The organism is Herminiimonas sp. NPDC097707 (genome assembly GCF_044761395.1).
In the GTDB taxonomy this organism is placed as follows: Bacteria; Pseudomonadota; Gammaproteobacteria; order Burkholderiales; family Burkholderiaceae_D; genus Oxalicibacterium.
The window spans coordinates 265,721-291,430 of sequence record NZ_JBIWCI010000001.1 but is presented as its reverse complement, the minus strand read 5'-3'; the positions used below and the strand labels follow the sequence as shown (position 1 = coordinate 291,430).

Here is a 25,710-nt window from a genome sequence, read left to right as displayed (position 1 = left end):
TCATCAAACAGAGCGCAAATTCAACTTGCCCATCATTCCGAAGCAGACTGGAAAGCATAGAAAAATGAATCACATCCCTGAATCCAAAAAAAATCACCTGTGGCGCAAAACGATATGGCATACCGACCCGGAAGAATTTCCGCTCGGCCCGCATCATTCGGTGGAAGTGTATTGCTGTGAAGAGTCGAACGGCTACGCCGTCTGGTACGCGCGTCGGCTGGCAAAAGACGATGACAGAAATACTGCCGGCACTGAAAACGGCGATTACCTGCTGGCTTATTTTGCAAAAACCAAGCGCGACGAAGCGATTGAGCACGCAGTGCTGATTGCCAATAGCGATACTGCAGCAGATGCGGTGATTGCAGCACTGGATGTGCTGGCGAAGAATGCGCAGAGGGTTTGACGAAGACGGAGCTTAATCGGCAGGCTGCTGACAGCCTATCCCGTCTCTTCAAATGCGTGATGATCCGTCAGATCATCACGCATCGTACAATCATTGAACCACGAGCTTTTTAGAGCATCGTGTCCAGAGCTTTGGACAGATTCGCTACGGTGCGCTCGATGTTGTGCAGCTTGTCGAGACCAAACAGGCCGACGCGGAAGGTCTTGAAGTCTGCCCGTTCATCGCATTGCAAAGGCACACCCGCTGCCGTCTGCAAACCAGCGGCCACAAATTTCTTGGCCGATTGTATGCCGTCATCGTTGGTGTAGCTCACCACCACGCCTGGAGCTTGAAAGCCTTCTGCGGCAACGCTCTTGAACCCTTTTGATACCAGCAGTGCGCGCACTTTATCGCCCAGTTCCTGCTGCTCGGCACGGACTTTATCGAAACCGTATGCTGCAGTTTCTTCCATCACGCCGCGCAGGACGGTGAGTGCATCCGTAGGCATGGTGGTGTGATAAGCAACGTTGCCTTGCTCGTACGATTCCATGATCTGCAACCACTTGCGCAAATCGCAAGCGAAGCTGGTGCTTTGGGTCGTCTCGATTTTTTCTCGTGCGCGTGCGCTCAACATGATGAAGGCACAGCCGGCCGAAGCACTCCAGCCCTTTTGCGGCGCACTGATCAGAACGTCGACGCCGGTCGCTTGCATATCGACCCACATGCAACCCGAGGCGATGCAGTCCAGCACGAACAAGCCGCCGACCGCATGTACAGCATCAGAAACCTGACGCATGTAGTCGTCCGGCAGCATGATCCCGGAGGCGGTTTCCACGTGCGGAGCAAACACTACAGCCGGTTTGGTCGCCTTGATAGTGGCGATCACTTCGTCAATAGGGGCCGGTGCAAAAGCTGCCTGCGTGGCATCTTCCAACTGACGTGCTTTCAGCACTGTGGTGCCGGCAGGAATGTCGCCCATATCCAGAATCTGGGTCCAGCGATAGCTGAACCAGCCATTGCGCAGAATCAGGCATTGCTGCTTGGTCGCGAACTGACGCGCTACAGCTTCCATGCCGAAGGTGCCGCTACCGGGCATGACAACTGCCGATTGCGCCTTGTAGACCTGTTTCAAGGTCTTGGAAATATCCTTCATTACGCCTTGAAAGCGTTCGGACATATGGTTGATCGCACGATCGGTGTAAACAACGGAATATTCGAGAAGACCGTCGGGATCGACGTTGGAAAGTAGACCTGGCACGTTTGCTCCAGCAAAAATAAATAAACTCGGCCTGACCAGGATGTACTCCGGTCAGGCCACAAAAGGCAAAGAATGCCGCAAAGGATAGATTCTACCAAAACGTAGCCTCAGCATGGGGCTACGCCAGGAATGTCTGTTTTATATGCCCGCGCTCACCCCGTAACGGGTATGCGTCAAGCCGGTATTCAATTCGATGGCTCGGATTTTGGTTTCTCGCCCAGGGCGATGTCGACTGTCATTTCGTGCGCCAAAGTGCCCAGCTCCTGTCGCAAGTCATCGACGGACAACTTGGCGGGAACCAGCAAGTGCGCTCCGATCTTGAACGTTTGCTTGCCGGACACGCCGCTGCGAACGATCTCGGTATGTATGCTCTCGACGCTGACATTACGTTCCGCCAGGATCTTGGTCAGACTACTGACGATCCCCACACGATCGTCGCCGATCAATTCGAGTTCGACGCTCTTGATCGCATCGGATACTTCGGCGCCATTGCTCTTGGCAACGACCACCTGCAAGCCGCTGGACTCCAGACCGCGCAAGGCATTTGCCAGCGCATCCGCATTCTCGTGCGGCACCTCGAAGTGCACCATGCCGGCGAATTCCCCGGCGAGCCTGCTCATGCGACTGGCTGCCCAGTTGGCGCCGTAACGCTGCGCCCGTTCGGCCAGCGAACGGACGATGCCGTGACGGTCAGTACCCACAATGGAGACAACCAGCGAGGTGGTGGTGGCAGACACTTCCTCGGCCAGCACCACAGAGCGTCGGATCATCGGCGCCTTGGTCGCGAAGCGTGCATCCTGCTGGAAAGCCGGCAGCACGCCGTGTTCGGCGGCATGGTGGATGACTTTGCTCAACAGCTGCAAGCCCATAGGCGCCAATGCACGCTCCCACAGCTCACGCGCGGTTTCACCTTTTTCAACAAAACACCAATCCTGCGCAGCGACGGCGCCGGCATCCCAGCCGTCGGCCAGGTGATATATCGAACCACCGGCGATAGGATCGCCTTCCAGTATCGTCCACTCGACCGCAGCAATGCCGCGATGTCTGGGCAACAACGACGGGTGATAGCCGATGCCGCCCAGGCGCGCGCGCGCAAGTGCCTCGTCGCTCACCCGTGCATGTGTATGCGCCGCGAGGATGATATCGGTACCCTCGGCAATTGCCTCGCCCGGCACGAAGCGCGGGTTTTCGAGTATGTGCAGCGGGACGCCGGCCGCCCGTGCGGCTTGCGCCAGACGATCGTCTTCAGCCGGCGCGACGACGCTGGTAAATTCAATCCCTTTTTCCTTGCGTAGCGTCTCAAATACCTGGGCGCCAAAGAAGCGCGATCCTACCAATGCACATTTCATTTTTATCCATTCCTTTATCTATACACAAACGGTACGAGTCAGCCCTGCTCTGCAACGCATGCGCGCCTCAATGCAATTCATCGCGAACGCGCTGTAGCGGCAGCGACTGCCAGTACGGGTTCGCGCTGTCAGAATATGCGACGGGTTTCGGAGCGACCAAGATACGCTTTGATTTTGTCGTAATTTCGCGTCACGCAGGCCGCAAGGATACCAGAAAGGACCTGGCGATACGGCATGCAGAGCGGATATGAGCACCGATAAAGTTGTCGGCACCGGCATGTCCCACACCGAGGAATCGGCAAGAATTAGCTGCTACGCGCCTGCCTCCGCTCGCTTGAACACCCGCTGGCAAACATCATGTAGTTTGCGAAATCTGGCTAAGGGCCGAAAGCTGACATTCAGCAATCAGACGTAAAAATCCCGCCCATCAATGAGAGGCGGGAAAATGATAAACCGCACTCGAATGCAACCGTTTCGAGTCGCAATCCGCCGTCCGTTTAATCAAGAATCACCATCAATTCGTCCACAAAGGTGCTTCATCCATCAAGGCCACCTGCTCACGCAATTCCAGAATCCTGTCCTGCCAGTAACGCTGCGTGTTAAACCAAGGAAATGCCACCGGGAATGCAGGGTCATCCCAGCGACGCGCCAGCCATGCTGCATAGTGAATCAGGCGCAAGGTGCGCAAGGCTTCGATCAAATGCAACTCACGCACATCGAAGTCGGCGAAGTCTTCGTAGCCGGCCAGCAGATCGGATAACTGGCGCACCATGTCGCGCCGTTCTCCCGATAACAGCATCCACAAATCCTGTATTGCCGGTCCCATGCGGCTGTCGTCAAAATCGACAAAGTGCGGACCGGCATCGGTCCACAGCACATTGCCGCAATGACAGTCGCCATGCAGGCGCAGAATGCTGACATCGCCGGCACGATCGAAGCAGCGGCGTACGCCATCCAGCGCCTGCGCAATCACGCTGCGATATGCATCGAGCAGATCCGGCGGGATGAAATTATTCGCCAGCAGATAATCGCGCGGCTCTTCGCCGAAGGTCGCAATATTCAAGGCGGGGCGATGTTCAAACGTCTGCACTGCGCCGACCGCATGTATACGTCCGATAAAACGCCCCAGCCATTCCAGCGTTGCCGGATCGTCCAGCTCGGGAGCACGTCCGCCGTGCCGTGCGAAAACGGAAAACTTGAATCCCGAAAATTCATGCAGCGTACGTCCGTTGGCCAGCGTCATCGCCGGCACCACCGGAATTTCCAGTTCGACCAGCTTGGCGACAAACGCGTGCTCTTCCAATATCGCCGCATCGCTCCAGCGCGCCGGACGATAAAATTTTGTAACCAGCGGCGGGCCGTCTTCCATACCGATCTGGTAGACGCGATTTTCGTAACTGTTGAGCGCCAGCAGGCGGCCATCGCTATACAGACCGACGCTTTCCAGCGCATCAAGCACACAGTCTGGCGTGAGTGTGGAAAAAGACAAGAGTGTGGATTCATTCATCTGCACATTGTACGTGCCACAGCACTATTTCTCCGGCGAATGATGGTCGGCTTTCCATTTGGCAAATCGCATGGTTTCCGCAATCTGCTCGCCTGGTTCAAAACCGTACTGATACACTGTCGCCTCTGCACATCAACAAAGAAACTCATCATGCATCTCGACCAGCCCCTTTCCGATAAAGAATTCGACGAACTCGATAAATTCCTGCTTTCCGATCGCACTGCCGACGACTGCATGGCAATGGACTCCCTGCACGGCTACCTGACCGCGCTGGTAGTCGGTCCGGAAGAAGTGCCACTGGCCGAGTGGCTGCCACATGTATGGGGCGAAAACGCAGAAGCGGTGCCGAAGTTCAAGAACGACAAGGAATACGAACGCATTGTCGGCCTGATCGCGCGTTTCATGAACGAGATCGCCATTACGCTGGAAGTCGCACCCAAGGAATACGAGCCGCTGTTTTGCGAACACGAGTGGGAAGGCAAACCGGTACTGGATGGCGAAGCCTGGGCCTGGGGTTTCAATTTAGGCATGAGCCTGCGCGCCGAAGCGTGGGAACCTATCCACACCTCGAACATTGCACCATTGATGCGCCCTATCTATCTGCTGGGTGCGGAAGAAATCGAAGAAGAAGAATTGGTGCTGGTCGATAATCCGGTCAAATGCCACAAGCTGACGATCGAGATCGAAGCCGCGATTCCGGAAATCCACAAGTTCTGGCTGCCGCACCGCAAGTCGGCAGTGAAAACCGTACAACGAGAAGAACCGAAAATCGGTCGCAACGATGATTGCCCATGCGGCAGCGGGAAGAAATTCAAGAAATGCTGCGGCGCTGAACCAGCCGCAGAATAAGACGCCGGCACAGTCCGGATGCAAAAAAGGCATGTGATCATCACATGCCTTTTTTGTTTTCCAGCCTTGCCGCCATGACGGCAGCAAAGCTAGCCGCACATTATTCCTTGATGAAATGCTCACGGTAGTAACGCAGTTCTTCTATCGATTCAATGATATCGGCCAGCGCAGTGTGCTTCTGATGTTTCTTGAAACCGCTCGCCAACTCAGGCTTCCAGCGTTTGCACAATTCTTTTAATGTCGATACATCCAGATTGCGGTAATGGAAGAAGGCTTCCAGTTTCGGCATGCCGCGCGCCATGAAGCGTCTATCCTGGCAAATCGAATTGCCACACATCGGCGATTTGCCTTTAGGCACGTATTTTTTCAAAAACTCGATCAATTCCTCTTCCGCCTGCGCCTCGGTCACCGTCGATGCCTTGACGCGTTCGATCAAGCCGGAGCGGCCATGCGTGCCCTTGTTCCATGCATCCATCTTGTCCAGCGTTTCATCTGATTGATGGATGGCAAATACCGGCCCTTCGCCGATAATATTCAATTCCGCATCCGTTACCACTACGGCAACCTCGATGATGCAGTCATTGTCGCAATCGAGTCCGGTCATTTCCATATCCAGCCATACCAGATTGAATTCATTCGGACGCACCGGCACCGTGGATGGCGTTACCGATGGTGTTACTTCAGCAGCTTGTGACATAATTGTTTCCCTTGGACCAGCCTAATCCGCCATTTTCTCACAGGAAAAGAATGTCATCACTCGCGTTTACCGTTTTGTTTATCAGCTTCCTGCTTATTAGCCTGGTCGTTCGCTTCTGGCTTGCCTCGCGCCACATCCGCCACATCCTTGCCAATCGCGCCACGGTGCCTGCGCAATTTGCCGGCCAGATTTCACTGGAAGCACATCAAAAAGCGGCTGATTACTCGATTGCGAAAACCAAGTTTGCACTCTTTATCGTGTTGCTGAATGCTGCCGTCCTGATCGGCTTCACACTGATGGGCGGCTTGCAATGGCTGGCGAATGCTTCGTTTTCCGTCTTCGGCGACGGCTGGCGTTATCAATTGGCGCTGGTGCTGGCGTTCGCATTGATCTCCGGCCTGATTGAATTGCCCTTCGATTATTTCCGCCAGTTCGTACTGGAAGCCCGCTTCGGCTTCAATCGCATGTCGCCTGCGCTGTTCTTTGCCGATCTGTTTAAAAGCACTGTGCTGTCGCTTGCGCTCGGCCTCAGCCTGGTATGGATCACACTGATCCTGATGGAAAAATCCGGCGACCTGTGGTGGCTGTATGCATGGATAGTCTGGTGTTCTTTCCAGATGTTGATGCTGGTACTGGTACCGCTCTTCATTGCGCCTATGTTCAACAAGTTCAAACCACTGGAAGACGAGAATCTGCGTACCCGCATTGAAAATCTGATGCAGCGCATCGGCTTTGCATCCAGCGGCTTGTTTGTGATGGACGGTTCACGTCGCAGTGCGCACGGCAATGCGTATTTTTCCGGCTTCGGTGCGGCCAAGCGCATCGTCTTTTTCGATACCCTGCTGGAACGCCTGGCACCGCATGAAATTGAAGCCGTGCTGGCACATGAACTCGGCCACTTCAAACTCAAGCACATCGTCAAGCGTATCTGCGTAATGTTTGCTGCGTCGCTGGCCCTGCTGGCTCTGCTCGGCTACCTGAAAACGCAGACATGGTTCTTTACCGGCCTGGGTGTGGAACCGATGATGGGCGCCAGTAACGACGCAATGGCGCTGATCCTGTTTGCGCTGGTACTGCCGGTGTTCTCTTTCCTGTTTTCGCCGCTGACTTCGCTCAGCTCGCGCAAGCATGAATTTGAAGCCGATGCCTTTGCGGCACAACACACGAGCTCGCAGGATCTGGTATCGGCACTGGTCAAACTGTATGAAGACAATGCATCGACACTGACGCCCGACCCTCTGCATTCGGCATTTTACGATTCGCATCCACCGGCCAGCGTGCGTATCAACAAGCTGCTTTCCACTTGAACGGGCACACCATGAACAACGCTGCCGATTTGCGCCAACAGAAGTGCCAGCCCCAAACAAAGGCACTGACCGCCGAAGAAATCGCGCAGCGTTTGCAGGCAGTCGCCGCATGGCGGCTGCAGGATGGAAAAATATTCCGTGAATATACGTTCAAGAATTACTACGCGACGATGGCCTTCGTGAACGCCATCGTTTATGTGATTCACGCCGAAGATCATCATCCTGAATTGGTGATTACCTACAAGCACTGCACCGTCAAATACAACACGCATTCGGTCAATGAAGGCAAAGGCGGTTTGTCGGACAACGATTTCATCTGCGCGGCGAAACTGGACGCGATCTTTGAACACGGCATGCATTCCTGATGGCAGCACAGAAAATACAAGGCCGCGTGATTGCCGCCCACGGCCGTCACTATCTGGTGCAAACCGATACTGCAAAACTTCAATGCGTCACGCGCGGCAAGAAGAGTGATGTGGCTGTCGGCGATATCGTTGATCTGCAACTGACCTCCGCCAATCAGGGGGTGATCGAAGCCATCACCGAACGCAAGACCCTGCTGTATCGCTCGGACCAGTACAAATCCAAGCTGCTGGCTGCCAACGTCACGCAATTATTCATCGTGGTGGCGACCGAGCCGGGATTTTCCGATGATCTGGTATCGCGCTCGCTGGTCGCCGCAGAAGCTGCCGGCGTCAGCGTGCACATCATTCTGAATAAAATCGACGTCGTCGCTTCGCTGGAAAAAACCCGCAAGCGCGTGGCTTTCTATGGTGGACTCGGTTATCCGGTACATGAAGTGTCGGCCACCATGCAGCCGGAAGCAACCGTCGCTGCGCTGTTGCCTTTGCTGACCGGGCAATCGACCATCCTGATCGGTCAATCCGGCATGGGTAAATCGTCGATCATTAACCTGATCGTGCCGGATGCCGACATTGCGGTACGCGAAATCTCCGCCGCGCTCGATACCGGCAAGCACACCACCACCTTCACGCGACTGTATGCGATCGACGATCAAACGATGATTATCGATTCACCGGGCTTTCAGGAGTTCGGTCTTTATCATTTGACTGAAGGCATGCTGGAGCGCGCATTTCCGGAATTTGAACCATATCTGGGGAAATGCAAATTTTATAATTGCCATCATTCCAATGAGCCGGAATGCGCGATCCGTACTGCAGTCGCAGCAAGTGATATTTCTCCCATGCGGCATGCGCTGTACCTGCAGTTATTGCATGAATCATCACAAAAGCTGTACTAAAGAACGGGGCGCCAACCGCCTTAGCGCTGGCTTTTAGATGGAAATCCCTTATAATTGAAGCAGTTACAACAATCGGCGGCAGGCGCCAACCTAGCCGCCGTTTTCAATTATGGCAATCAAACACTTTCTGCAGTTTTCCGATTTGACGCTGGACGAGTTCGAGCATGTGATCGAACGCACGCGTGTCATTAAAAGCAAATTCAAGAATTACGAGCCCTACCATCCGCTGGCCGATCGGACACTGGTGATGGTGTTCGAAAAGAACTCCACCCGCACCCGTCTGTCGTTTGAAGCCGGCATGCACCAGCTCGGCGGCGCGGCAATTTATCTCAACACGCGCGACAGTCAGCTTGGTCGTGGCGAACCGGTAGAAGACGCGGCGCAAGTGATGTCCCGCATGTGCGACGTCATCATGATCCGTACGTTTGGCCAGGACATCATTGAGCGTTTCGCCGCCAATTCGCGCGTGCCGGTGATCAACGGCCTGACCAATGAACACCATCCTTGCCAGGTTCTGGCCGACGTCTTCACCTTCATTGAGCATCGCGGTTCGATCAAAGGCAAAACCGTTGCCTGGATAGGCGACGCCAACAACATGCTGTATTCGTGGTTACAGGCAGCACAGGTATTCGATTTCCATGTCAATGTTTCCACCCCCAAGGGTTACGAAATCGATCCGGCCTTGATCGCCGCCGACAATACGCATTACACGCTGTTTACCGCGCCATCCGATGCCTGTGTTGGCGCGCATCTGGTCACGACCGATGTCTGGACCAGCATGGGTTTCGAAGAGGAAAACGCAGCACGCCTGAAAGCATTCGACGGCTGGATCGTCGATGCAGCCAAAATGAAACGTGCACAATCTGATGCCTTGTTCATGCACTGCCTGCCAGCGCATCGCGGTGAAGAAGTTGCAGCCGAAGTCATCGATGGACCGCAATCGGTCGTCTGGGACGAAGCAGAAAATCGCCTGCACGCGCAAAAAGCGCTGCTCGAATACCTGGTCCTGGGCAAGCTCAGTTAATTAATAATTTCAGTTAGCTCAGCTAACTTATCCGCTCAGTTCAAACTGACCCACAATCACATTCCACGCAAGCGAAGCAAACACCATGTCGAATATTCTCCAATCCGTTCCAGTCAATCAAAAAGTAGGCATCGCCTTTTCCGGCGGCCTCGACACCAGCGCGGCCTTGCACTGGATGCGTCAAAAAGGCGCGATTCCTTATGCATACACTGCGAATCTGGGTCAGCCTGACGAAACCGACTACAACGCGATTCCGGAAAAAGCCAAGGCCTACGGTGCCGAACTGGCACGCCTGATCGATTGCCGCGAACAGTTGGTTGCTGAAGGTATCGCCGCGCTGCAAAGCGGCGCATTCCATATCTCGACCGCCGGCGTTACCTACTTCAACACGACGCCATTGGGTCGCGCAGTCACCGGCACCATGCTGGTCGCCGCGATGAAAGAAGACAACGTCGATATCTGGGGTGACGGCAGCACATTCAAGGGCAACGACATCGAGCGTTTTTATCGCTACGGCTTGCTGATGAATCCGGCGCTGCGCATTTACAAACCCTGGCTGGACGATGCCTTCATCAACGAACTCGGCGGCCGCAAGGAAATGTCGGAATTCCTGATCAAGTCCGGCTTCGACTACAAGATGTCCACCGAGAAAGCGTATTCGACCGATTCCAACATCCTCGGCGCTACGCATGAAGCGAAAGATCTGGAAGAGCTGAGCAGCGGCATGCAGATCGTCGAACCTATCATGGGCGTCGCATTCTGGCGCGACGACGTCGAAGTCAAACGCGAAACAGTCACCGTGCGTTTCGAAGAAGGCCGTCCAGTCGCATTGAATGGCGTCGTCTATACCGACCTGGTCGAACTGATGCTGGAAGCCAATCGCATCGGCGGCCGTCACGGCCTCGGCATGAGCGATCAAATCGAAAACCGCATCATCGAAGCGAAGAGCCGCGGCATCTACGAAGCCCCAGGTCTGGCGCTGTTGTTCATTGCTTACGAACGCCTGATCACCGGCATCCACAACGAAGACACGATCGAGCAATACCGCGAAAGCGGCCGTCGCCTGGGTCGTCTGTTGTACCAGGGCCGCTGGTTCGATCCACAAGCCATCATGTTGCGTGAAGCGGCACAACGCTGGGTTGCACGCGCGATCACTGGCGAAGTCACGATCGAACTGCGTCGCGGCAACGATTACTCCATCCTCAACACTGAGTCGGCCAACCTGACCTACGCGCCAGAACGCCTGTCGATGGAAAAAGTGGAAGATGCACCGTTCTCGCCAGCCGACCGTATTGGTCAATTAACGATGCGCAATCTGGACATCACAGACACACGTCACAAGCTGGCCATCTACAGCAGTGCCGGTCTGCTGACTGGCAACTCGTCTGTTGCGCTGCCAAATTTTGAAAAAGACAAGAAATAATTTCTTCAACATCAAACATACAGATCATGACTACTCAATTCGATAACGTTTCCGTCGTCAAAAAAGCCAACATCTACTTCGATGGCAAATGCGTGTCACACACAGTATTGTTCGCTGACGGCACCAAGAAAACCATAGGTATCATTTTTCCATCGACCTTGAAATTCAACACCGGCGCTGCAGAAATCATGGAACTGAATGCCGGCAAATGCCGCATTCGTCTGGCTGGCGCAACGGAATGGAATACCTATGAAGGCGGCCAGCAATTCGAAGTCCCGGCCAATTCGAGTTTCGATATCGAAACGGTAGACACACTGGACTACGTGTGCCATTTCATCTGACGCGTTTAACAGGACGTGCATGCCGTAAATAAAAAAGCCCGGATAGTCCGGGCTTTTTGTTAAGGGCAGGCCTTACTTAGATTCGCTCGCCGCTCTTCTACTTATAATAGACGCTGCGTTAAAAATCCGGCGCCAGCCGCCGATTTGAATTGATACAGCCAGCGCGATCCTGTCCACTCGCGACAGCCTCGCTGGACCTACTTCCCAAGAAAGAAATATATGATCCTTGGCATTGATGTGGGCGGCACCCATACCGATTCGGTATTGATGCACAACCGCAAAATCATCCGCAAATCCAAAGTATTGACCGACAAGAATGATATTTTGGCTTGCGTGATGCGCGCAACCCAAGCTGTCGCGAATGCAGACGATATCAAGCAGCTGAAACGCATCGTACTCAGCACGACGATTTCCACCAATGCCGTTGCGCAGAACCAGCTCGATCCGGTCGGTCTGATAGTCATGAACGGCCCTGGCGTTTCGCCCAAGGATCTGCCGCTCGCTGACCAGACACACTTGATCGCCGGCTATATGAATCATCGCGGCATCGAAGCAGAAGCGATAGAAGACGATCAGCTGGATGCATTGAAACAGCAATTCAGCGCCGACAAGATCGACAACCTGGCCGTGATCGGCAAGTTTTCCACCCGCAATCCTGTGCACGAACAGGAAGTCGGCGCCTGGTTTGCCGATCAGGCCACGCATATTTCACTCGGCCATCATCAATCCGGCGTGTTGAATTTCCCGCGTCGCATAGCCACCACTTATCTCAACGCCGCTATCTGGCGCCTGCACAGCCGCATGGTCGACCAACTGGCCAGCTATCTGCAGGAACTCGGCGTCGATGTGCCCTTGTTTATCCTGAAGGCCGATGGCGGCACCATAGGCGTACAGCAATCACGCAACTATCCGGTACAAACCATCCTGTCCGGACCGGCTGCCACCATCATGGGCGTGCTGCCTTTCGTCTCGTCGACACAGGACTCGGTATCGATAGACGTCGGCGGCACCACCACCGACATCGCACTGTTCGCCGATGGTGCTCCGCTGCTGGAACCGAAGGGCGTAGAGATCGAAGGACACAAGACTCTGATCCGCGGCCTGCTCACGCATTCGATGGCCCTCGGTGGCGACAGCCATGTTCAGGTAGTCAATGGCGCACTACAGATCGGCCCCGAACGCAAGGGATCGGCCATGGCCTTCGATGGTCAAGTACCCACCCCAACCGATGCCTTGATCACCCTTGGCCTGGCAGCCATCGGCGACAAGGCCAAGGCGCTGCAGGCTATGGAGAGCCTGGCGACCGCATTAAAGCAAACGCCGCAACAAGTTGCGCAGGCCATCGTCGACAGCATGTGCGCCAGCATAGCCGCCAAGGTCACGCAAATGATTGCCGAGGTCAACAGCAAGCCGGTCTACACCATCCATGAACTGCTGGAAGGCAAAGTGCTGAACCCGCAGCAATTGATCGCAGTCGGTGGCCCTGCTCCGTATATCGCAAAACAGGTAGGCGAACTGCTGGCATTGCCGGCGCTCGTGCCCGAGGACTCGGAAGTAATCAATGCCAGCGGTGCCGCAATGGCGCGCACCACCGTCGAGTTGAATCTGCTGGCCGATACCGAGTCGCAGCAACTGACTTTTGCCGAAGATGGACGCAAGATGAAGATCTCTGCGCGCGCCACGGTCGACGATGTTGTTGCGCTCGGCAAGGAAAGATTGCTGGAAATCGCCAAGACTGCCGGTGCACGGGATGAAGACCTGGAAGTCGAAGTCGCTGACTGCCAGTCCTTCAACGTCATCCATGGTTATGCGACCACAGGTAAAAATATCCGCGTCCGGCTGCAGATCAAACCCGGCCTGATCAAGCATGAGCAATAAGCAAGAACAACGAATATTAAGTACGAACAAGTGTGAGGAACACATCGTGAAGAAAAAAACAGGACTGGTATTTTTCCCGGCATTTGATTATGCGATTTCACCGACGCATCCGGAACGTGAAGAGCGACTGCTGTACACACAGGATCAGGTGTTCGAAGAGGGGCTGCTGGACTTCGACAATATCAAGGAATTCAAACCCGGCGTCGCTACGGCTGAAGATATTCAGCGTGTACATTTCTGCGTGCCCGGCATAGACGAAATCGTACATGCGTCGCATCTGATCGCCGTCGGCGGCTGTATTACCGCAGCAGACAAGGTGATGACCAAGGAAGTGGATAACGCGTTTGCACTGGTGCGTCCTTGCGGCCACCACTCATTCCGCGTCGTGCATGGCAGCCGTGGCTTTTGCACGCTGAACATGGAGGCGATCATGGTCGAGTACATCCGCCACAAGTATGGCGTGAAGAAAATCGCGATCGTCGATACCGATTGCCATCACGGTGATGGTTCGCAGGATATTTTCTGGCACGATCCGAACACGCTGTTTATCTCCATGCATCAGGATGGCCGCACCCTCTATCCGGGCTCCGGCTTTGCGGACGAGCTCGGCGGGCCGAATGCCTTTGGCACCACGATCAACTTGCCGATGCCGCCAGACACGTGCGAAGAAGGCTTCCTGTATGTGCTGGATGAAATCGTCATGCCTATCCTGGAGGAATTCAAACCGGATCTGATCATCAACTCGGCCGGACAGGATAATCATTACTCCGATCCGATCACGAACATGAAGTTTACCGCGCATGGCTATGCGGTACTCAATCAGAGACTGGCACCGGATCTGGCAGTACTGGAAGGCGGCTACTCGATCGAAACCGCACTGCCCTACATCAACACTGGCATCATCCTGGCAATGGCAGGCATGGATTTCAGCCACATCCGGGAACCGGACTACGATGCAGAAAGCCAGAAGCAGCCGGCCAACATTACTGCCTATCTGGAGAAGTTGAAGGATGCGACCTTCCATCACTGGAATAATCGGCACACGCTGCGCGAGCAGGTCTATCCGGAACAGGAGTTCCACAAGCGCAGCATGGATGTCTACTACGATACCGACGGCATCCGCGAAACGATCAATGAAACCGTACGTTCATGTCCGGATTGCGGCGGCACCGTGGTGATCGACTCACGCTGCGACGATACGCACAATCACATCCTGGCGGTGCAGATTCCGCGCTATGCCTGCGTCCCCTGCCGCAGCTATGGCGAAGAAGTGTTTAATAAAACGGAAATTGGGCGCGCAGTTGGGACTTATACGCAAGCCTTCCTGCAAGACAAGGACAAGGATCGCTATCTGTCCAAGTAGTGCGAATGTCCTGCCGCTCTCTGATGCCATACATGCATGCAGAGGACGGCAAGAGAAATCAAGATGTGGCTAACGTATGGTGTGATCTGACCGCACATTGAAAAGCCCGGCTGCGTCAATATAGCCGGGCTTTTTTACGTCCTGTGCCGCCAACTTAGCGACTGATAGCATTCAGCGTAGAACTGCCATACGGCGACAGCAGCCACGCCAGCGCACAACAATGCAGTACTACCGTAATCCAGTAAACTCGCTGGAACGATCGTTTGCTTGATTTATGTCGCAAGAATTTCTGTGCAATCCATCCACCGGGCCAGCCGCCCAGCAAATCCAGCAGATGCAGCGTATTTTCGCTAATCCGCCATTCGCCCTTGCGCGCGGCCGCCTTGTCGATTGCGTAAGCAGCAAAGGCCAGCAAGCTCAGTGTGATATATGTGCCCAGTACAGGCCACAACATTTTCGTATCCATTTTTATTTCCTGAGCATCAAAGAAAAATCGGTTCCGGCTCAAGCATCACATCAAAACGCTGGGCAACATCTTCCTGAATCGCGTTTGCCAGTTGCGCAATGTCTGCACCGCTCGCACCGCCGCGATTCACCAGTACCAGTGCCTGATTCTCATACACGCCGGCTGCACCGGCTGTCCTGCCCTTCCAGCCGCACTGATCGATCAGCCAGCCGGCAGCCAGTTTGACGCTGCCATCAGGCTGCGCGTAACTCACCAGTTGCGGATACTTTGTCAGCAAGGCATCGCGTTGCTCCACTGTTACCAAAGGATTCTTGAAGAAGCTGCCGGCATTGCCTATCACTGCTGGATCGGGCAATTTGCGGGTGCGAATCGCGATAACAGCATCGCTGATCTGCCTGGCAGTCGGCTCGCCTATCTTGCATGCAGCAAGCTCGTTCGCCACATCTGCATAACGTATCACTGCCTGCCATTTTTTCGGCAAGGCAAAGGTCACATCCAGCACCACGCCGCGGTCGCGCAAACGGTGTTTGAACACGCTGTCGCGATAGCCGAACATGCATGCAGCCTTGTTCAGCGTCGTGCGTTCACCCGTTGCAAAATCAAACAGCGTCAGCGCATGAAACCTGTCCTTGAGTTCGATACCGTAGGCGCCGATATTCTGTATCGGCGCAGCACCGACGCTGCCGGGAATCAGCGACAGGTTTTCCAATCCGCCCAAACCGTGCGCCAGCGTCCATAGCACGAACTGATGCCAGTTTTCGCCGGCAGCGGCACGCACATAGGTAGCATCTTCATCTTCGCCGACAATCTCGATTCCCTTGATTTCCATATGCAGCACCAGACCTGGGAAATCCCGTGTCAGCAAAATATTGCTGCCGCCGCCGAGTATCAGACGCGGCATGGTTGCCAGCGCGGCATCGCGTTGCACTGCTTCCAGTGCGCCGGCCGATGTCACCGGCAGATAGGCATGCGCGCGAGCCTCCACCCCGAAGGTATTATGGTTGCGCAGGGAAACATCGTACTGAAGCGGTAGAGAATGAGTCATAGGGGGCGATTATATCTCTGCTCTACGCCCGCAGACCTAGCCCCTCGGTTTTTTGTCCGCTAGAATGACGGACTAATCAGATACGCGATCTGAACGAACCATCTGGCGTTTCGCCGGCATCTGCCGCGAGCCAGGCAATAAAAAAGGAAATCATCATGCCATCTTTTGATACCGTCTCCGAAGCCAATATGGTTGAAGTCAAGAATGCCGTCGATCAGGCAGGTAAAGAAATCACGACTCGTTTTGACTTCAAAGGCAGCGATGCCCGCGTCGAGCAAAAAGAACGCGACCTGACCGTGTATGCAGATTCGGAATTTCAGCTGAATCAGGTTTTGGACGTACTGACCAACAAGCTGGTCAAACGCAATGTCGATGTACGCTTCCTCGATCGCGGCAAGATTGAAAAAATCGGCGGCGATAAAGTCAAGCAAGTCGTCAAGATCAAGAACGGCATAGAAACCGAAGCAGCCAAGAAAATCGTGCGCATCCTCAAGGACAGCAAGATGAAAGTACAAGCCAGCATCCAGGGTGATGCGGTGCGCGTCACTGGCGCCAAGCGCGATGACTTGCAAGATGCAATGGCCTTGTTGCGCAAGGAAGTCGCCGATCTGCCGCTGGAATTCAACAACTTCCGCGACTGATTACACATCTACATCCCGCTCCAGCAGTTGCGTCATGCCGACCCGGCATTTTGACGCGACTACTTCAGCCGGGCGGATTCATGTTGACGCTTTAGCGACAATTTTCCACGGCATCCCCACCTTCCTCCCAAACTGCGGGAATTTCGTGACAGAATCATTGCTTTCATAACATTGAACTCTGCCATGAAACTACCGCTGCTCGCATCCCTCCTTAGCTGCATCGCGCTGCAAGTGCAGGCGGCGGATATCAGCGTGATCGGTCTTTTCCCCGGCAAGGCGGTGCTGGTCATCGACGGCGGCTCACCCAAAACCTACACAGTCGGCAATACGGTCAGGCCCGGCATCAAGCTGGTAGACGTCAACCAGACCACCGCCACTTTCGATACCGATGGCAAAAAACAGCGTATCGATATAGGCGGACATGTGAACCGCATCGCCCCATCAGGTGCCAGCAGCGTGACCTTGCAGGCCGACGGTCGCGGTCACTTCATGGTGCAGGGGCAAATCAACGGCGGCACGATGCGCATGCTGGTCGATACCGGCGCATCGCTGATTGCCTTGCCCGCAGCGGATGCGCGTCGTCTGGGTATCGATTACAAGAAGGGGCAGACTGCCTACGTCAATACTGCAAACGGTGTCGTGACGGCCTATCAAGTGGTGCTGAACTCGGTCAAGATCGGTGATATCACGCTGAATCAGGTGGATGCGCTGGTGCAGGAAAACGGACTGACCTTTGCCTTGCTCGGCATGTCATTTTTGAACCGTACCGAAATGCGGCGTGAGGGCGAACAGATGGTTTTGACCAAACGCTATTAAAATCGAATGCAATAAAAAAGGGCGCTGAATTCAGCGCCCTTTTTTATTTTTTACTGCACTCGCTTATGCGTCCGGATCCTTGAGGCGGCGTTGTTTGACCGCTTCTGCCAAACCTTCCAGCACGCCCAGGCTTTCTTCCCAGCTGATGCAACCGTCCGTTACCGACTGACCATAAACCAGTTCCTTGCCCGGGATCAGATCCTGGCGACCGGCAACCAGATGCGACTCGATCATCACGCCGACAATGCGCGTATCGCCGCCGGCAATCTGCTGCCCGATATCGGCGCAAACAGGGATTTGATTTTCCGGTTTTTTCGAGCTGTTGGCGTGCGAAGTATCGATCATCAGACGCGATGCCAGACCGTTTGCCGCGATGTCCTTGCATGCCTGCTCTACGCTGACCGCATCATAGTTGGGCGTCTTGCCGCCGCGCAGAATGATGTGGCAATCTTCATTACCGCTGGTCGAGACGATAGCCGAATGACCGCCCTTGGTCACCGACAGGAAATGATGCGGCTGCGATGCGGCCTTGATCGCATCGACGGCAATCTTGACGTTGCCATCAGTGCCGTTCTTGAAACCGACCGGACAGGACAAACCGGAAGCCAGTTCGCGATGAATCTGTGATTCAGTCGTGCGTGCACCGATCGCGCCCCAGCTGATCAGGTCGGCAATGTATTGCGGGCTGATCACGTCGAGAAATTCGGTTCCTGCCGGCAGGCCGAGTTCATTGATGTTCAACAGCAATTCGCGCGCAATGTGCAAACCTTCATTAATGCGGAAGCTATTGTCCATGTACGGATCGTTGATCAAGCCTTTCCAGCCGACCGTAGTGCGCGGCTTTTCGAAATAGACGCGCATCACGATTTCCAGTTCACCGGCAAAACGCGCACGTTCTTTCACCAGACGATGTGCGTACTCCATCGCCGCTGTAGTGTCGTGTATCGAGCAAGGCCCGATGACCACCATCAGGCGATCATCCTGGCCGTGCAAGATGCGATGCAAGGCGATGCGCGCATCAGCAACAGTTGTCTCCGCTTTTTCGGAGATGCCAAGTTCGCGTATCAAATGCGATGGTGGCGTCAGTTCTTTCATTTCTTTAATCCGTAAGTCATCTGTACGCGGCATGTTTTTCTCCAGTCAAAATCTGTTTGCTAAAAATAAAAAACCGCCATCGCGGGCGGTTATTTAAAGAATTTCGGTTTAAGCTTTTTTACCTGCGCGCTTACCGCTTCTCCACCGCCGTTGGGCTGGAATAGCTAAAGTAAAAGTAAAATTGGAAGCGCAATGCGGTCATGTCTGTACTGAATTTCGTTTTATCTGTCAGCAATAGTGCAATAAATCACGTAATTTGGCAAGAAAAGCTTGATAAATCAGTTGGCACTCGGGCAAATCATGGCCGAATGCCAACAAACATCAAGCCGTGCCGCCTACCGTCACACCGTCGATACGCAAGGTAGGCTGACCGACGCCAACCGGCACGCTCTGGCCTTCCTTGCCGCACACGCCAACGCCACTGTCGAGGCACATGTCGTTGCCTATCATCGATACGCGATTCAAGACGTCGGGGCCGTTGCCGATCAGGGTTGCGCCCTTGACCGGGTAGGTCACCTTACCGTTTTCGATCATATAGGCTTCGCTGGCTGAAAACACGAACTTGCCGTTGGTGATATCGACCTGACCGCCACCGAAGTTCACTGCGTACAAACCATTCTTGACCGATGCCAGAATTTCCGCCGGGTCTTTGTCGCCACCCAGCATATAAGTATTCGTCATGCGCGGCATCGGCAGATGCGCGAACGATTCGCGCCGCGCATTGCCGGTTACCGGCATATTCATCAGGCGCGCATTCATCGTGTCCTGAATATAGCCTTTCAAGATACCGTCCTCGATCAGCGTTGTGCATTGGGTAGGATTGCCTTCGTCGTCGATATTCAACGAACCGCGGCGATCGGCGATGGTACCGTCATCCACCACTGTCACACCCTTGGCAGCCACGCGTTCGCCTATGCGGCCGGAGAATGCGCTCGAACCCTTGCGGTTGAAATCGCCTTCCAGTCCGTGCCCGATCGCTTCATGCAGCAACACGCCTGGCCAGCCAGGTCCGAGCACCACAGTCATCGGGCCGGCCGGTGCCGGACGTGCTTCCAGATTCACCAATGCGGAAGCGACTGCTTCGCTCGCGTATTTCTCCAGCAACTCATCGCTGAAATAAGCATAGCTGTAGCGACCACCACCGCCGCTCGAACCCATTTCGCGACGGCCATTCTGTTCTGCAATGACCGTGATCGAGACGCGCACCAAAGGACGAATATCGGCCGCCAGTACGCCGTCGCTACGCACTACCAGCACTACATCGTATTCGCCGGCCAGACCAGCCATTACCTGCACCACACGCGGATCTTTCGCGCGCGCAATGCGTTCTATTTTTTCCAGCAACTTTACTTTTTCAGTCGCATCCAGTGAAGTCAGCGGATCATTAGGCAAATACAAATCACGACCACCCACCTGCTGAATTGCTGAAGCGACTTTGATCTTGCCTGCGCCCTGCCGTGCAATCGTGCGCGTTGCAATCGCCGCTTCCATCAATGCACGTTCGGAAATTTCATCCGAATAGGAAAAGGCGGTTTTATCGCCCGATACGGCACGCACACCGACACCCTGATCGATGGAGAAACTACCGGTTTTGACTATGCCCTCTTCCAGGCTCCAGCCTTCGCTTTTCGTAAATTGAAAATACAAATCTGCATAATCGACGCGGTGCGTAAACATCGTGCCCAGGGTCTTGATCAGGATGGATTCGTCGAGGCCGAAAGGCGTCAGCAAGACATCGCGAGCGACGGCCAGGGTCTGGAGATTTGGTTCAAATGGAGTCATTGTTTATTTGCCATTCGCGCGTTGAAGCGCAAACAAAATTGATTCGGATAACGAATTGTAGAGCATCTGGCCGATCTGCCCCGTCAGCACTGCAACTTGTCTACAACTTGCGGTGTTTCAATGCAGGAAGATTTTCACGGATACCGGTTAAATGATGGGGTTCGATATCGCCGATTACAAGGCCTTCGCCCTCTGCCAGTACATCCTTGATTTCACCCCAGGGGTCGATCAGCATGCTGTGTCCCCATGTTGTGCGGCCATTCTGATGCCGCCCGCCCTGTGCGGCTGCCAGCACGTAGCACTGGTTTTCAATGGCGCGCGCGCGCAGCAGAATTTCCCAATGCGCCTTCCCGGTTGTATAGGTAAATGCAGCCGGCACCACGATCAGCATGCAATCACCCATCGCCCGATACAACTCGGGAAAGCGCAGGTCGTAGCAAACCGACAAACCCACCTTGCCGAATGGCGCGTCGAAAGTCGTGACCTCGGTGCCCTGCACTATCGTGCGCGCTTCGTCATACGACTCCGTGCCCTTGGTAAAGCTGAACAGATGAATCTTGTCGTAGCGTTTGACGCGTTCACCGGCCGGGTTGTAGACCATCGTGGTGTTCAGCACCTTGTCGGCTACCGATGCCGCCATCGGTAGTGTGCCGCCTATCAGCCACACCTGATGTTCACGCGCTGCCGCAGCCATGAAAGACTGGATCGGGCCTGCATTGATCTGTTCCGCCAGGCCGAGCTTGTCATTTTCATGCATGCCCATCGCCGCCCAATATTCAGGCAGCAGAATAAGGCTCGCGCCCTGGCGTGCGGCGCCTGCAATCAGGCGACGCGCAGTGGCGATATTTTCTTCAACCGAAGGTGTGGACACCATTTGAATGGCTGCTACGCGGGTCAGTGAATTTGTCATGATTCAACCCTCTATGCTGGATTCTTCAATGCCTGATTTCGGAGCCGGCTCCACCTTGCGATCGACCTTGTTCACATTCGGATCGCTCCATGGTCCGGTAATCGTATATTCATACGTAAACGCCCGCGCCAGCGGTTCGCGCAAGAACAGTTGCGCCAGGAAGGTACCCGCGCCGATGACCGGATTGATGGCCAGCGCATAGGCCACGGATGCAGCGCCTGCATTGATTTCCGGAATCACGACGGCGCGCAGATTCTGCGATTCTCTGGCGATATCGGCCGAGCCATCTATCAGCACGGTTGCGCTGACGCCACGCATCTTGAGATTATCAGTCGTCGCCACGCCATTTGAAATACGCGCACTGCCGTTGATGCCGTCAAATGCAAAACCTTCTGAAAATACATCGCGGAAATCCAGCGTCAGACGGCGTGGTATCGATTGCAGGCTGAGCACGCCGAGCAATTTGGCGGCACCCGGCTCAACTTTCAGGAACTGGCCGGAAGCGATATCCAGATTGATTTTTCCCGACAGGCTGGGCACATCAAACGAGAAAGGTAAACCTTTCCAGCTGATATCACCCTCCATCTTCCCTTTGCCGCCGCGCAGCACATCTGCAAAGCCGAAACGGTTGAGCAGATTGCCTGCGTTCGCAATATTCAGGTTGTAATCGAGATTGGAAACGTTGCTGCCATTTTTAGCCAGCCAGCTTCCCTTGGCTGTCAGGGTTGCGTCCGGATTCGCGAGCGACAGATTTCTGATGCGCCACTCGCGTCCTTCAGTTGCGCGCACATAATGCGCCAGCAGTTCAAGACGCCCGAGCTTCTTGCCGAATAATTCAAAATTCTCGGCAACCACATCCAGCGCCGGCATTTCTGTCGCACTGTCTACGCCTTCAAGCAAATTATTGACGTCTGCACCCGCTGTTTTGGGCACCACCAGCGAGGCCAGGCGTGCGGTGACCTTGCCCAAACCGCGGCCCGATGAAGATTCAATCCAGGTCAGGTAACCCGATGCCTGCGCCGAATCGATATTGGCCTGCCACACGTTGGTGTCATGCGATACGCCGACCACCACCTCGTCGAATTTTTTCCCCATCACAAACAGCTCATTGGCACGCGCGGCCAGTATGTTCGGTTCAACGTACTGCGCCATATTGAGCGCCTCCGATGGGTCTGCGATTTTTTTCTGCGTGTTCTTGTCAGCCGCAGTAATCGACGATGCGACACTGATCCATTCATCGATATTCAACGACCGCAGGCTAACGTTCACCATCAGGCCGCTATCCGGTTCCGGTGCCGGTGTATTGACGCCTATGCCGCCACGCACCACCCGCCACGCGGCAGCAGTGTCCGTCGCACTTTTTTCGCGCAGATAGCTGCCGACTATCGACGGGCCCAGTGCCAGCCTGATGCCATCGCGCATGATCGCAGCGTTTTCGGAAGGCAGACTGGCCTGTTCTATCCTGAGCGGCAAGGCATCCTTGGCGGCCTTGCGCAGAGGCGCCGGGAAAGCCAGGCCCAGGCCGCGCAGATTGGAGTCCACCACTATCTCGATGCGCTTGTTCTTGACGCTGATCGTAGTGCCGAAGCCTGTACTGCCGCTGATCCGGTCTATCAGTTTTTGCATCGCCGGCGCAGGATAGTTTTTGCGCAAACCGGCAGCCGACATGGTGCCGCCCGCCTTGATCAGGATAGTGCCGTCTTTTTGCGTGCCGCCCGCTACCGTCAACGGACCGCCAAGGAAATTCGCCTTGATGTTTTTCAGCGTCAAGCCTTTTTCATCGAATTCGAGTTCGCCGCTCGTCTGTGTAATCGGTGGAATGGCATTCTGCAAAATCACATTGTTATTGGCAAATTTCACTACGCCGCGCACCTTGGCTTCTATCAGCTGATGCAAAGGCAGCTTCAAATTAAGCGCGAGCGTGGCATTACCGCTGGCTTTCGTTTCATCGGTGAAATGGCCTATCCAGGTGGCGACCGGGCTGTCTACCGTGTATTGCACCATATCTTGCAAACTGCCGGCTGCACGGCCATCGATTTCCAGTACCGGCTCATCCGCCAGCAAGTCGGCAATTACCGCCCTCACGTTCGACACCTGCGCGCCGTGCGTACTGCCGCTTTCACCCTTGATTTCCATCCGCGTACGATCGAACAGGATGGTGCCTTTGACATTTTCCAGCAGCGGCCACAATGGCGCCTTGCCATCTCTGCCAAACATGTCCGGCGCATAATTCAAGCCGCCGTTATCGATCTTGCCGCCAAAAATAAATTCGCCTTTCGACTTTTCAGCGGCTTTTTGCGTATGGAAGGGAAACTGGTTCAAATCGCCTTTTAACCTGATATAGCCGTCATTCAGCGTGCCCGCAATCAGTGCGTTGCCGAGCCAGGTGCGGAAGTCCGCATTCATGCCCAGCGGCAGATAGTTACCAATCTTGTTCAATTCAAGGCCGGACAGACTACCCGTGAGATCGATAGTACCCAGTTGATGTCCCGTCGTTTTGTCCAGCGGCATCAGATGCGTGCCGGAGAAGGAAGCAATCAGTCCCTGTTTCGCCAAACTCATTTGGCGCACATCCAGCAACAATTGATTGTTTTTCTGGAAGGCCCATTTGGCCTCCATCTTCAATTCATCGAACGTGATCTCAGGTTCGGAAAAATAAGCCGGCAAGGCCAGGGTGAGTTGTTCCGATGCCAGTACGAAAGTGCCGCCCTGATTATTCGCATCGACATGGCCGGTCAAATTTTCAAAACCGGGAATCGCCGGCACTGCCGCTTGCGCAGCGGCCCTGGCGCTTGCTGCGCGGGCCGGACGCGCTGGCTGCGCCTTCAGCGCCAGTCCGGTGAAATCACCCTTGATCTTGTACGCTTCTATATTCGGGTAAGCACCTTGCAATTGCGCCGAAAAATTCTTCAGCTTTCCGCGCGGCGCAAAATCTTCCAGCAAGCGCAACTGCGTCGCCGGCAAAGGCAGGCGGCCGGCAAAATCGGCCCATGCCTGCAGATCAAGCGACGTGGCTTGTATTTCGATGCTCCCCGGCCTGCCATTTTTCGCAGCGATGTAATGTTCGCTCATCGTGGTCTCCGGCAACACCAGTCCATCATCGGTTTGCAGCGAGAAATCGCGCACCGAAATCGTGTGCCCGCGCATACCGAAAGTCGGCACGCCATCATGTACACTGCCTTCCAGCGACTCGCGTACTGAAATACGTCCATTCGCGTGCGCCAGCGACAAGGGCGGCATATCCTTGCGCAACTGGGCCGACACATTCGACAGACTCAGATCGGCTGTGAAATCGGCCACCCGTGCATGATCGAATGCCAGCCAGGCACGCATCGAACCACTGGCCTGCTGCAGATCGAAAGGGAAATCAAGATAGGTTTTCCAGGCTGCGAGATTCGTGTCGCGCAAGTCGGTATACAGCTCACCGGTCCAGCGCGTCGCATCGGAAATTTTTTGTGCAAAGAGCGGATGATCAAAAGCTGCGCGCACATCCAGCGGTGCAGCAATGGCAGCCGGCGGCGTCGCCTGCAAAGCAAATTTGTGGTGCCGCCCGTTGTTATGCAAGACCATATTGACATTGCCGAGCAATAGTTCAGGCGCCTGACGCAACTGGTCCTGCCAGCGCAAGCGTCCATCCCTGATCGTGATTTCGCGTTGCGACAGTATCCAGTCGGCAGCCTTGCCATCACCGCTTTTTTGCAAATCAACCAGCAGGCCGGCAACATAAAAATTGCCATTTGCATCGCGCTGGATATCCATATCCGGCTTGTCGATTTCCAGACTGTGCAGACGCAAGTCGGCGATCAGCACCGATAACCACGACACCGTGGCCGACACTGCCGGTAATTGCAAGGCCTTGTCGCCGTCCTTGTCGTAAACCACAACATTGCCTAGCGCCAAATGCGGGCGCAAACCATCCCAGGACGCGGCAATGGTTTCTATCGATACCGGCCGCCCTATCGCTTTGGTCGCGACTTTTTCCACATCGACGCGGTAGGCGGATATCTGCGGCAGAACGGCATAACGCAAGGTGAGGAACAGCGCGCAGAATATGAAATACGCCAGCACCAGCAATTTCAGCAGCCAGCCCAGCGCATGGTGACTGGCTTTATTGGCGGCGCGAAATGATAGTTGCAGCGTACGCCAGCATAGCCGCAGCCGATCGGCAGTCATAGTCTGGTTGGGAAGGCGTGGATCTGTCGGCATCAATCAAAAAGGTCGGTAAATCGACTTCGCGTAGAATAAAACAAGCTGACAGGCAAATCGGCTCGCACACTGTATAAAACAAATCTTACATCTCAAGAACTCTAGGATAC

Annotated in this window: 22 protein-coding genes; 12 read left to right on the top strand and 10 right to left on the bottom strand. The window is 54.8% G+C overall.

All coding sequences use genetic code 11. The features are described 5' to 3' along the window. The first annotated feature begins 64 nt into the window (after window positions 1-64). Window positions 65-403: a hypothetical protein gene (locus ACIQW9_RS01400; protein ID WP_402332017.1), complete on the top strand. Its 339-nt coding sequence runs from the start codon at window positions 65-67 to the stop codon at window positions 401-403. Window positions 404-512: 109 nt separating this feature from the next. On the opposite strand, the gene ACIQW9_RS01395 is transcribed toward ACIQW9_RS01400, so the two are convergent. The 3 genes from ACIQW9_RS01395 to ACIQW9_RS01385 all read right to left on the bottom strand — a co-directional run bounded on the left by ACIQW9_RS01395 (window position 513) and on the right by ACIQW9_RS01385 (window position 4,496). Beyond that, window positions 513-1,640: an aminotransferase class V-fold PLP-dependent enzyme gene (locus tag ACIQW9_RS01395; RefSeq protein WP_402332014.1), complete on the bottom strand. Its 1,128-nt coding sequence runs from the start codon at window positions 1,638-1,640 to the stop codon at window positions 513-515. A 185-nt stretch (window positions 1,641-1,825) separates the two neighbouring features. Continuing rightward, entirely contained in the window at window positions 1,826-2,989 is a 1,164-nt protein-coding gene (locus ACIQW9_RS01390) for an ACT domain-containing protein (protein ID WP_402332011.1), read from the bottom strand. A 514-nt stretch (window positions 2,990-3,503) separates the two neighbouring features. After that, window positions 3,504-4,496 carry a serine/threonine protein kinase gene (locus ACIQW9_RS01385; protein WP_402332008.1) on the bottom strand — a complete coding sequence of 331 codons (993 nt, stop codon included), beginning with the start codon at window positions 4,494-4,496 and terminating at the stop codon, window positions 3,504-3,506. Window positions 4,497-4,646: 150 nt separating this feature from the next. Here ACIQW9_RS01385 and ACIQW9_RS01380 point away from each other — a divergent pair, with 150 nt between their 5' ends. Further along, complete coding sequence (locus tag ACIQW9_RS01380) at window positions 4,647-5,345, top strand: UPF0149 family protein (RefSeq protein ID WP_402332006.1); 699 nt, start codon at window positions 4,647-4,649, stop codon at window positions 5,343-5,345. A 100-nt stretch (window positions 5,346-5,445) separates the two neighbouring features. Here the strand turns inward: ACIQW9_RS01380 and orn are convergent, their stop codons facing one another. Further along, entirely contained in the window at window positions 5,446-6,042 is a 597-nt protein-coding gene (orn, locus tag ACIQW9_RS01375; protein ID WP_402332003.1) for an oligoribonuclease, read from the bottom strand. Window positions 6,043-6,092: 50 nt separating this feature from the next. Between orn and ACIQW9_RS01370 the strand changes: the two genes are divergently transcribed. From ACIQW9_RS01370 to ACIQW9_RS01335, 8 genes are all read left to right on the top strand, one after another. Further along, the gene (locus tag ACIQW9_RS01370; RefSeq protein WP_402332001.1) at window positions 6,093-7,349 is read left to right on the top strand and encodes a M48 family metallopeptidase; all 1,257 of its coding nucleotides are present in this window, start codon (window positions 6,093-6,095) and stop codon (window positions 7,347-7,349) included. Window positions 7,350-7,360: 11 nt separating this feature from the next. Further along, complete coding sequence (locus ACIQW9_RS01365) at window positions 7,361-7,714, top strand: 4a-hydroxytetrahydrobiopterin dehydratase (RefSeq protein ID WP_402331998.1); 354 nt, start codon at window positions 7,361-7,363, stop codon at window positions 7,712-7,714. Further along, a complete protein-coding gene (rsgA, locus tag ACIQW9_RS01360) occupies window positions 7,714-8,610 on the top strand; it encodes a ribosome small subunit-dependent GTPase A (protein ID WP_402331995.1) in 897 nt (298 codons plus the stop codon). The genes ACIQW9_RS01365 and rsgA overlap by 1 nt, the downstream gene beginning before the upstream one ends. 109 nt (window positions 8,611-8,719) lie before the next feature. Then, the gene (argF, locus tag ACIQW9_RS01355; RefSeq protein ID WP_402331992.1) at window positions 8,720-9,634 is read left to right on the top strand and encodes an ornithine carbamoyltransferase; all 915 of its coding nucleotides are present in this window, start codon (window positions 8,720-8,722) and stop codon (window positions 9,632-9,634) included. A gap of 85 nt (window positions 9,635-9,719) precedes the next feature. Then, window positions 9,720-11,057, top strand: a complete 1,338-nt coding sequence (gene argG / locus ACIQW9_RS01350) for an argininosuccinate synthase (protein WP_402331989.1) — start codon at window positions 9,720-9,722, stop codon at window positions 11,055-11,057. 26 nt (window positions 11,058-11,083) lie between these two features. After that, window positions 11,084-11,398, top strand: a complete 315-nt coding sequence (locus ACIQW9_RS01345) for a pyrimidine/purine nucleoside phosphorylase (protein WP_011870397.1) — start codon at window positions 11,084-11,086, stop codon at window positions 11,396-11,398. Between the two features lie 219 nt (window positions 11,399-11,617). Beyond that, a complete protein-coding gene (locus ACIQW9_RS01340; protein WP_402331986.1) occupies window positions 11,618-13,276 on the top strand; it encodes a hydantoinase/oxoprolinase family protein in 1,659 nt (552 codons plus the stop codon). A 46-nt stretch (window positions 13,277-13,322) separates the two neighbouring features. Continuing rightward, window positions 13,323-14,639, top strand: coding sequence for a histone deacetylase (locus ACIQW9_RS01335; protein ID WP_402331983.1), 1,317 nt, complete (start codon window positions 13,323-13,325; stop codon window positions 14,637-14,639). Between the two features lie 154 nt (window positions 14,640-14,793). Here the strand turns inward: ACIQW9_RS01335 and ACIQW9_RS01330 are convergent, their stop codons facing one another. Together ACIQW9_RS01330 and murB are read right to left on the bottom strand one after the other, a co-directional pair. Further along, window positions 14,794-15,105 carry a DUF1294 domain-containing protein gene (locus ACIQW9_RS01330; RefSeq protein WP_402331980.1) on the bottom strand — a complete coding sequence of 104 codons (312 nt, stop codon included), beginning with the start codon at window positions 15,103-15,105 and terminating at the stop codon, window positions 14,794-14,796. A gap of 16 nt (window positions 15,106-15,121) precedes the next feature. Beyond that, window positions 15,122-16,150: a UDP-N-acetylmuramate dehydrogenase gene (gene murB / locus ACIQW9_RS01325; protein WP_402331977.1), complete on the bottom strand. Its 1,029-nt coding sequence runs from the start codon at window positions 16,148-16,150 to the stop codon at window positions 15,122-15,124. A gap of 155 nt (window positions 16,151-16,305) precedes the next feature. On the opposite strand from murB, the gene ACIQW9_RS01320 reads away from it, so the two are divergent. Together ACIQW9_RS01320 and ACIQW9_RS01315 are read left to right on the top strand one after the other, a co-directional pair. Next, window positions 16,306-16,791, top strand: a complete 486-nt coding sequence (locus ACIQW9_RS01320) for a YajQ family cyclic di-GMP-binding protein (RefSeq protein WP_011870392.1) — start codon at window positions 16,306-16,308, stop codon at window positions 16,789-16,791. A gap of 183 nt (window positions 16,792-16,974) precedes the next feature. After that, entirely contained in the window at window positions 16,975-17,607 is a 633-nt protein-coding gene (locus ACIQW9_RS01315) for a TIGR02281 family clan AA aspartic protease (protein ID WP_402331974.1), read from the top strand. Window positions 17,608-17,670: 63 nt separating this feature from the next. On the opposite strand, the gene aroG is transcribed toward ACIQW9_RS01315, so the two are convergent. The 4 genes from aroG to ACIQW9_RS01295 all read right to left on the bottom strand — a co-directional run bounded on the left by aroG (window position 17,671) and on the right by ACIQW9_RS01295 (window position 25,567). Next, the gene (gene aroG / locus ACIQW9_RS01310; protein ID WP_402331971.1) at window positions 17,671-18,735 is read right to left on the bottom strand and encodes a 3-deoxy-7-phosphoheptulonate synthase AroG; all 1,065 of its coding nucleotides are present in this window, start codon (window positions 18,733-18,735) and stop codon (window positions 17,671-17,673) included. 288 nt (window positions 18,736-19,023) lie between these two features. Next, window positions 19,024-20,484, bottom strand: coding sequence for a metalloprotease TldD (tldD, locus tag ACIQW9_RS01305; protein WP_402331968.1), 1,461 nt, complete (start codon window positions 20,482-20,484; stop codon window positions 19,024-19,026). Window positions 20,485-20,584: 100 nt separating this feature from the next. Next, on the bottom strand, window positions 20,585-21,394 hold the full coding sequence (locus ACIQW9_RS01300; RefSeq protein WP_402331965.1) for a carbon-nitrogen hydrolase family protein: 810 nt from the start codon (window positions 21,392-21,394) through the stop codon (window positions 20,585-20,587). A gap of 3 nt (window positions 21,395-21,397) precedes the next feature. Continuing rightward, window positions 21,398-25,567 (bottom strand): YhdP family protein, encoded by a 4,170-nt coding sequence (locus ACIQW9_RS01295; protein WP_402331962.1) that lies wholly within the window; start codon window positions 25,565-25,567, stop codon window positions 21,398-21,400. Window positions 25,568-25,710: the final 143 nt, after the last annotated feature.